This window comes from Streptomyces sp. NPDC048002 (assembly GCF_040653275.1).
In the GTDB taxonomy this organism is placed as follows: Bacteria; Actinomycetota; Actinomycetes; order Streptomycetales; family Streptomycetaceae; genus Streptomyces.
In genome coordinates, this window is sequence record NZ_JBEZNL010000045.1 from 57814 (window position 1) to 65190 (window position 7377).

The 7377-nt window shown below is 69.6% G+C and carries 7 protein-coding genes; 2 read left to right on the forward strand and 5 right to left on the reverse strand.

The features are described from left to right. Window positions 1–207 precede the first annotated feature (207 nt). A complete protein-coding gene (locus tag AB0E07_RS34555; RefSeq protein ID WP_362260950.1) occupies window positions 208–486 on the reverse strand; it encodes a hypothetical protein in 279 nt (92 codons plus the stop codon). Window positions 487–543: 57 nt separating this feature from the next. Further along, on the reverse strand, window positions 544–963 hold the full coding sequence (locus tag AB0E07_RS34560; RefSeq protein ID WP_362260952.1) for an ATP-binding protein: 420 nt from the start codon (window positions 961–963) through the stop codon (window positions 544–546). Window positions 964–1199: 236 nt separating this feature from the next. Between AB0E07_RS34560 and AB0E07_RS34565 the strand changes: the two genes are divergently transcribed. Both AB0E07_RS34565 and AB0E07_RS34570 read left to right on the forward strand, forming a co-directional pair. Next, window positions 1200–2051 (forward strand): helix-turn-helix transcriptional regulator, encoded by an 852-nt coding sequence (locus AB0E07_RS34565; RefSeq protein ID WP_362260954.1) that lies wholly within the window; start codon window positions 1200–1202, stop codon window positions 2049–2051. A gap of 3 nt (window positions 2052–2054) precedes the next feature. After that, complete coding sequence (locus AB0E07_RS34570) at window positions 2055–2249, forward strand: DUF397 domain-containing protein (protein WP_362260956.1); 195 nt, start codon at window positions 2055–2057, stop codon at window positions 2247–2249. A gap of 343 nt (window positions 2250–2592) precedes the next feature. Here AB0E07_RS34570 and AB0E07_RS34575 read toward each other — a convergent pair whose 3' ends face one another. The 3 genes from AB0E07_RS34575 to AB0E07_RS34585 form a co-directional block, all read right to left on the reverse strand. Then, window positions 2593–3000: a barstar family protein gene (locus AB0E07_RS34575; RefSeq protein ID WP_362260958.1), complete on the reverse strand. Its 408-nt coding sequence runs from the start codon at window positions 2998–3000 to the stop codon at window positions 2593–2595. A gap of 107 nt (window positions 3001–3107) precedes the next feature. Then, on the reverse strand, window positions 3108–3593 hold the full coding sequence (locus AB0E07_RS34580) for a hypothetical protein (RefSeq protein WP_362260960.1): 486 nt from the start codon (window positions 3591–3593) through the stop codon (window positions 3108–3110). Further along, a partial coding sequence (locus AB0E07_RS34585; RefSeq protein ID WP_362260962.1) for a DUF6531 domain-containing protein occupies window positions 3586–7377 on the reverse strand: 3792 nt, incomplete at its 5' end. The genes AB0E07_RS34585 and AB0E07_RS34580, both read right to left, overlap by 8 nt.

The following is a 7377-nucleotide window of genomic DNA, read 5'->3' on the forward strand; positions in this document are numbered from 1 at the left end:
GAGCTGGGGCCGGTGGCGGGCGTAGCACACCCATGGGTGCACTGAGACTACTGAGATCTTATGGACTGCCCGCGCGGCCGTCGAAGGGCAGGACGCGACGGAAGGGGCGAGCGGTGCGCGACGGCGCCACCAACGGCCCCAAAGACCCGATTTGCCCACACACCCAGGGCTGGTCCTCACACTTCCCGCACAACCCCCACCGCGGCCTCAACGGCCGTTCGGCTCTTCGGCGAAGAGATCCTCGGCAGCGGTCGCATGCACGGCTCGCTGCGCCCAGAGGCCCAGTTGCTCCAGATCCGAGCAACCGACCACGCGCTCACGGACGGAGTCCGGCACCGGAATACCTCGCCAGTCGAGAATCCGCAGCACCATGGCGGCCCGCTCCACCTCAACGCCCTCTTCGCGCCCCTCTTCGCGCCCCTCTTCTCGGGCCTCCGCCCGGACCTTCTCAGCAACCTCGTGCCGGAAGAAGTAGTTGACCGGCATCATCAGCTCCTTCCAGATCTGCTGGGCCTGGGCGTTAGCCAGGCGTGACTCAACGAGCTACGCCGCGACCAGGTCACACCACACGTACTTGCCCCGATTCCCGTCCCTGGCCAGGGGTTGCCAGCCCCATACGTCGGAGCAGGCCCGCACCAGTGCCAGGCCCCGGCCCTGCTCGGCCTCCCCCAGCCGCGTCCACTGCTCCGGCGGGTCGGGCGGCTCGGGGTCGGCGTCCCACGCCCCGATCCGCAGCACGCCGGCCGACCAGCGCACGCGCAGTGCGGCGGGCCCGGCCGTGTGGCGTACGGAGTTGGACACCAGCTCCGTACCGACCAACTCGGCCGTGTCGACGAGGCGGATCAGGCCGTGCATGGTGAGGATCAGGCGGAGAGTGCGGCGACAGACGGTGACGGCGCGGGGGTCGTGCGGGATGTACAGGGTGTACTCCCAGGGGTCGGCATCCTGTCCTGGAATGGGCATGGGTGAACTCCTGCCTGAAGGTGAGGGGTTGATGGCGACTGCGGATGAAGCGGGCGGTGGCAGTGCCGCGGCCGTCATGGCAGGACGGAGCGGTGCGCTTCCGGGGTCCCGGGTTTCGCAGCGTGCACGGTGCGTCACTGACAGTAGGGTCAAAATTTGTACCCGCGCAAGTGGTCCCAGTAATCTTTCCCTCGAACGGGGCACCCCCTCAGTGCAGTTGCTGCGGAGAGGAAGTCATGACGCGCAGGCGACAGCCCACCGCACGCCAGGTGCGCCTTGGAATCGAGCTGCGGAAACTACGCGAGGCCGCCGGGCTCAAGGCGCGCGAGGTCGCGATCCTGCTCGGTACGGACTCTGCGCAGATGACTCAGATCGAGTCCGGTGCCGCAGCCGTGAGCGAGGAGCGAGTACGTCGGCTCGCAGCCCACTACTCCTGTGTGGACGCGGATTTGATCGACGCGCTGGTGGTGATGGCGAGCGACCGGACGCGGGGCTGGTGGGAGGAGTACCAGGGCCGGCTGCCCACACCGTTCCTCGACCTGCCCGAGCTTGAGCATCACGCGGCGTACCGGTGGGACGTTGACTTCCTGCACGTCCCGGGCCTCTTCCAGACCGAGGACTACGCCCGTGCCCTTTTCGCCTTCATCAACCCCGAGTTCCCCGAGAGTGACGTGGAACGCTGGGTCGAGCATCGGATGAAGCGCAGGGTCATCATCGAGCGCCCCGACCCGGTGCCGTACGAGACGGTGATCCACGAGACGGCTCTGCGCATCAGGGTCAGGGACCGGGCCGCGGCACGTACACAGCTCACCCGCGTCCTGGAACTCTCCGAGCCCGACCACGTGGTCGTCCGGGTCATCCCCCTGGACCGTGACGACTTCCCGGGCGCCGTGAGCGCGATGACCTACGCGGGCGGCCCCGTCACCCAGTTGGACACCTTGGTACGTGACAGTCCCAACGGCCCGATGTTCATCGATGCCGCAGCACAACTCACGCGCTTTCGAACGGTCTTCCGTAAGGTGAAGGCGCTGTCGCTGGCGCCCGAGCGCTCACGCGACTTCATTCACCGGCTGGCGAAGGAGCTGTGAAGCGTGCTGACCCACGACACCTGGACGAAGTCGTCGTACTCCGGCGGCGGCCAAGGGGACGCCTGCGTGGAGATAGCCCATCTCCACCCCCGCATCGCCATCCGCGACTCCAAAGACCACACCCGAGCCCCCCTCTCCGTCCCGACCGAGGCGTTCAGCGCCCTGGTCAGGAGTCTGAAGAGGGACGCCGAACGGTGAGGCGGGTGAGCTGATCGGAGAAGGGGTCACTCCTCGGACCACCCCACTCGAATCGCTAGGAGCTTGAATTCCCCTCTGAAGTCACACGTCCATGGCCCGCGCCTCGATCAGAACTCCCTCGTGATGCCGCTCGGCAAGATCGGGCTCGTGGACGGCCACACCGAATGACGACCAGGCAGCGTCACGCCAGTTCACGCCGTAAGGCAGAGAGCCGGACGTTCCTGTCGGTCTGAAGCCCGCCCCCTCCTCCAGCCCCGCCGGGGACGGTGACCGTGGCCGCCACCGGAACTCCGGAATCGATATCTGAAGCCGCGGACCATCGACGTTCACCCTTCTCGGCCGGTCATCGCCACACCCTGGGATCCAGCGCGGCCACCACGCACCCCTCGCCCATCGTGATCGTCAGGTCCGGATGGAGTGCTCTCCACGCGATGCGCTCCGCGTCGAAGGACGCGAACTCGAAGACGAAGAACTGCTCGATCGCGGGGCGCTCGAGTGGACATCCGTCCAGGTCCACCGCCGAGGTCGCGCGATCCGCGCCCTGACACAGCACCGACACGAACAGCGGGAAGTGCGGCGCCGCCAGCAGCGCATCGGCCCCGTGGATCACGCCCGCGACGCCGACGCCGTTGGAGACCGCGCCGCACAGGTCGTCCAGGCAGTCCACCAGCGCGTCCCAGTTCCTCCCGAAGTAACCGGGAAACCGAAGACTCGCGGCGAACGCGTCGCACACGCCCTGTTCCGTCAGCAACGCGCGGGCGTCGAAATGATGGACGGAGCCGCCCCTCGCCTCAAGCGCCGACAGTCGGCGTCGGGCCTCCGTGGAACCCTCCCCGGTGAGGAGGACGCCCCCCTCACTCACGAACGGGATCGGCCGCGGCCTCGGCGCAGGGCCTTCCAGGCATCCTCCACCGCGTCCACCGACCGCAGCCACCAACCCTCCAGCTTGTCGTGGACGGTTGTCACCAGCCAGCGCCACTTGAACCAGGCCGGCAGGTCCCGGAACGGGACGTAGCCGAGAGTGTCGCGGATCGCGTTGTCGGCGTATCCGCCGGTGCCCTCCGCGCGCAGGGCGGCGTACAGCTCCGGGGTGAGACGGCCGTCCAGGCGGGCCAGGTGGCCGATCGCGGTGAACGGGAAGTCCCGCCCCAACGGGTCGGACACCTCGATGAGCCGGATGATCCTCGGCGATACCACCTCCGGCGGGCAGTTGCGGGCCAGGCCGATCACCGCCGCCCCCAGCGAGCGCTCGCCGCGCTCGAACGCGGCGTCCACCTCCGCCGGATCGTCCATGCGCAGGAGACCCTCGCCGGACTCCCAGTTCCACCTCGGTTCGTCAGTCATCGCACGGCGGCGGCGGAAGCACCCGCTGCTTCTTGACGTTGTCGATCATGCCTGCCTTCTTCAGCTTGGTCAGGTCACCTTGCGTGACGCTCTTCGAGGGGTACGAGGACTGAACGTGGCCATGGTAGATCTCCTTCACCACGTTGCCGTCCTTGTCGAGGATCTCCCGGTGCCGGTCCAGGACCACGATCTCGTTGTTCACGTGGTCGACGCCGAGACGCCGGGTCACACTGGGGTTGTTCGGGTCCATGTCGATCGAACGGTCCAGGGCCGCCTGGCCGTTGGACGGCGCCCGGCTGACCTCGCCCTTGGCCGACGAACTGGATCCCGAACCGTGCTTGCTGTACTCGGAGTCGTCGTAGACCCGCGTCGGCTCCTTGCCGTCCTCCTCCAGGCCAAGGGGGTCGCTCCAGCGGAACGGGTTGTCGACGTACCCGTGGTGGTTCGGGGCCGGGACCAGGCCGAGCGGGTCCGGGGAGAGGTAGCTCGCCGTGTCCGGGTCGTAGTAGCGGGCCAGGTTGTAGTGCAGACCCGTCTCGGGGTCGCGGTACTGGCCGGGGAAGGCCAGCGGGCACAGGGGGTCGTCCGTGCCGGGGAGCGGGCGGCCCCACAGGCTGGTCGTCGCGCGCCAGGCGATCTCGCCGTCCTCGCCGACCAGTTCACTGGGTGTGCCCACGAGGTCGGTGACGATCGCGTAGAACCGCCGGTCGACGGAGGAGACGTCGTCGGCCCGCCACCGGCTGCGGACCTGGGCGGCCGCGCGGTGCGTGCCCGGCTCCCAGTCCCAGGTGTCCGTCTCCACCGTGCCGTCGCGGAGCGTGCTCTGTTCCGCGAGGTTGGCGCAGTCCCAGGTGAAGAGGGTCTCGTCGGTGACGGTGCCGTCCGCGTCCACCCGCGCCTTGGCCGTGCGACGGCCCAGCGCGTCGTAGCGGTAGCGCCACACACCGCGGTCCGGCGTGACGGCCTCGGTGAGACGGTCCTCCGCATCCCAGACATACGTCCATACGCGGCGCAGGCCCGACAGGGTGCGCCTGATCACACGGGAGACCCGGCCCTCGTCGTCGTGCTCGTACGTGGTCCGGCCCACCGAGCCAACCTTGGTGCCGGAGTACAGCGCCCGGCCCTGCGCGTCCTCGCCGCCCGGGGCGGGGTGGGCGGCCGACGTGAGGTTGCCGAGTTCGTCGTAGGCGTAGGACTCGGTCCAGGTGTCGGCCGAGACCCGGGTGACGCGGCCGGCACGGTCGAGGTCGAAACGGCGGGTGCCGGAGAGGCGGTCGGTGATCACGGTCAGGTGGCCGTCGGCGCGGTAGGCGTAGGAGCGCGACTGGCGTACGGCCGGGTCGCCACCGCCGGTGCGGGCCGAGACCACCTGTTCCACCAGGCGGTGACCCGCGTCCCAGGACTGGCTGAGTGTGGCCGCGGCGCCCAGGCCGCGGACGGTCTCCCGGCCCGCCGCGTCGTGCGCGAAGGTCAGTTCACCGGCCGCGGTGACGAGAGCGGTGGGCAGCCCGGCCGAGTCGTACGACCAGTGCGACGCGGCGCCGGAGGGTGTGGTGCGCCGCGTGCGCCGGCCCAGCGGGTCGTACTCGCTGGTGACGGTGCGGCCGTCGATCGACTCGGCGACGATCCTGCCGACCGCGTCGTAGGCGTACGTGACCCGGCTGTCGGCGTTCACCGCCTCGGTCATGCGGCCGGAGAGGTCGTAGCCGAGGGAGGTGACCGCGCCCGTGTCGGTGCGGGTCGTCACGGCGCGGCCCGAGGCGTCCCGGGTGACCGTCACGGTCTGGCCGGTGCCGTTCCGGCGCTCGGTCTGGTATCCGGCCGGGTCGTAGGCGTACGACACCTTGCGCCCGTTGAAGTCCGTCTCGGAGACGAGTCGTCCGGCGGCGTCGTAACGGTAACTCCACCTGTCTCCCTGCGGGTTGCGTACGGATTTGAGTCGCAGCTCCGCGTCGTGCCTGAACACGTAGCGGGTGCCGTCGGGATCGGTGCGGGCACTGGGCAGATCGAACGCGCCGTACTCGAAGACCGTGGCAAGGCCGCCCGGCTCACGGTGCTCGAGGACGTTGCCCTCGGCGTCGTACGACCAGGACTCCCTTGCTCCGTCGGCCCGTTCGCGCCAGAGCAGCCGGCCGTCGGGGTTCCACGCCTGGCGGACCGTCCCTCCCACCGGGTCCTCGATCCGCACGACCCGGCCGTAGGCATCCCGGTGCACGACGGCGACGCTCCCCCGGGGATCGACGACCCGCACCGGCAGCCCGGTGCCGTCGGTGTCGAAGCGGAAGGTGTTACCGAGGGCGTCGGTCTGCGCGATCCGGTGTCCGCGGTCGTCGTAGGTGTACGTGCTCACCGCACCCAGCGGGTCGGTGCTGCTGAGCAGGTTGCCGCGCTCGTCGTACGAGCACTGCCAGCGCGCCCCGTCGGCTTCCGTGATGGCAACGGGCTGGGTTTCGGTGTCGTACTCCACGTGGATGCTGGTGCCGTCCGGGCGGTCCATGCGGACCGGCTCGCCGTGCTCGCCGAGCGTGAAACGGGTGGTGCGGCCGAGTTCGTCGGTGCGGGAGAGCATCCGACCGTAGCGATCCCACTCGAAGTGCTTGGCGTGACCGAGCGGGTCGGTCACGGCGGCCAATTGGAGCATCTCGTTGTAGCGGTACGTCGTGGTCTGGCCGAGGGCGTCGGTGTAGCGCGTCTCACGGCTCCCGCTGTCGTACTCGACCGTGCAGGACAGGCTGCCGTCGTCGCCCTCACCGCCGATGCAGCGGTCCAGGGCGTCGTAGGTGAAACGGTAGGAGTAGTCGTTGCGGTCGGTCCAGGACGTGATGCGGGCCCGGGAGTCGTAGGTCAGCTTCCGGGGCAGGCCGCTGGAGTTGTGGATCTCTGTGAGGTTGCCCGCGGTGTCGTAGGCGAAGCGCCTGAGGACGGTGCCGCTGGGGCCGTCCTCGGGGTTGTCGAGGCGCAGCGCGGTGACGCGGCCGTCGTCGTCGGTGTCGACGTGGAGCCGACGGCCCGCGGAGTCGTGCACCGCGGTCGGCGTGCCGTTCTCGTCGCGGTCGAAGTCGACGCGCAGGCCGTTGCGGTCGGTGATCGCGGCGAGGGGGAGGGTGAACACCTCGTCGGCGGACGCCGGCTTCCCGCGCGGGGCGAAGTGGCGGGTGATGCCGCTGACCGGGTCGGTGATCCTCACGGGCGCTCCGGGTGCGCCGTCCCAGTCGAGGGACATGCGCGGGCCTTCCACGGGCAGCACTGAGGCGCCCGGAGTCGGCACCGGGTAGAACAGGAGCATGCCGTCCTCGGTGGCGAAGACCGCGCCCTCGTCGTCCAGTTCGACGCGCTCGTCGAGCGTGGACGCCCAGGAGGGGCCGAAGAGCCGGCCGTAGGGGTAGCTGGACAGATGCGTGCGGCGCAGGACCAACGGGAGCAGGCCCGGCAGGTCTACGTCCGTCTCCTCCATCAGCATGTCCCCGGAGATCATGTCGATGGGATCGCCGTTCTTGCAGCGGCCCTTGGGCGGCTTGCTGTGCGCGGCCGCGTCGTCGGCCTCCCGGCGCAGGCCCTTGCCAAGGCCCTTGGCCATGCCCTTGAGGCCCAGCTTGCCGAGTTCCTTGGCGCCCTTGGCGAGCCGGCCGAGGGTGGTGATGCCCTTGACGCCTGGTATGCACTCCAGCGCGGCGAAGGCGACGTCCCATAGCGATGCCCGGCCCTGCGAGTACTTATAGAGCGTGTCCGCGAGCAGCACCAACGCCGCCACCAGCACGATCGCCGCGAGAATCGGACCACCGAT

Bases quoted from the DNA above. Each gene is read 5' to 3' on its own strand.
- AB0E07_RS34565 (WP_362260954.1), top strand. From the start codon at position 1,200: ATGACGCGCAGGCGACAGCCCACCGCACGCCAGGTGCGCCTTGGAATC.
- AB0E07_RS34560 (WP_362260952.1), bottom strand. From the start codon at position 963: ATGCCCATTCCAGGACAGGATGCCGACCCCTGGGAGTACACCCTGTAC.
- AB0E07_RS34580 (WP_362260960.1), bottom strand. From the start codon at position 3,593: ATGACTGACGAACCGAGGTGGAACTGGGAGTCCGGCGAGGGTCTCCTG.
- AB0E07_RS34555 (WP_362260950.1), bottom strand. From the start codon at position 486: ATGCCGGTCAACTACTTCTTCCGGCACGAGGTTGCTGAGAAGGTCCGG.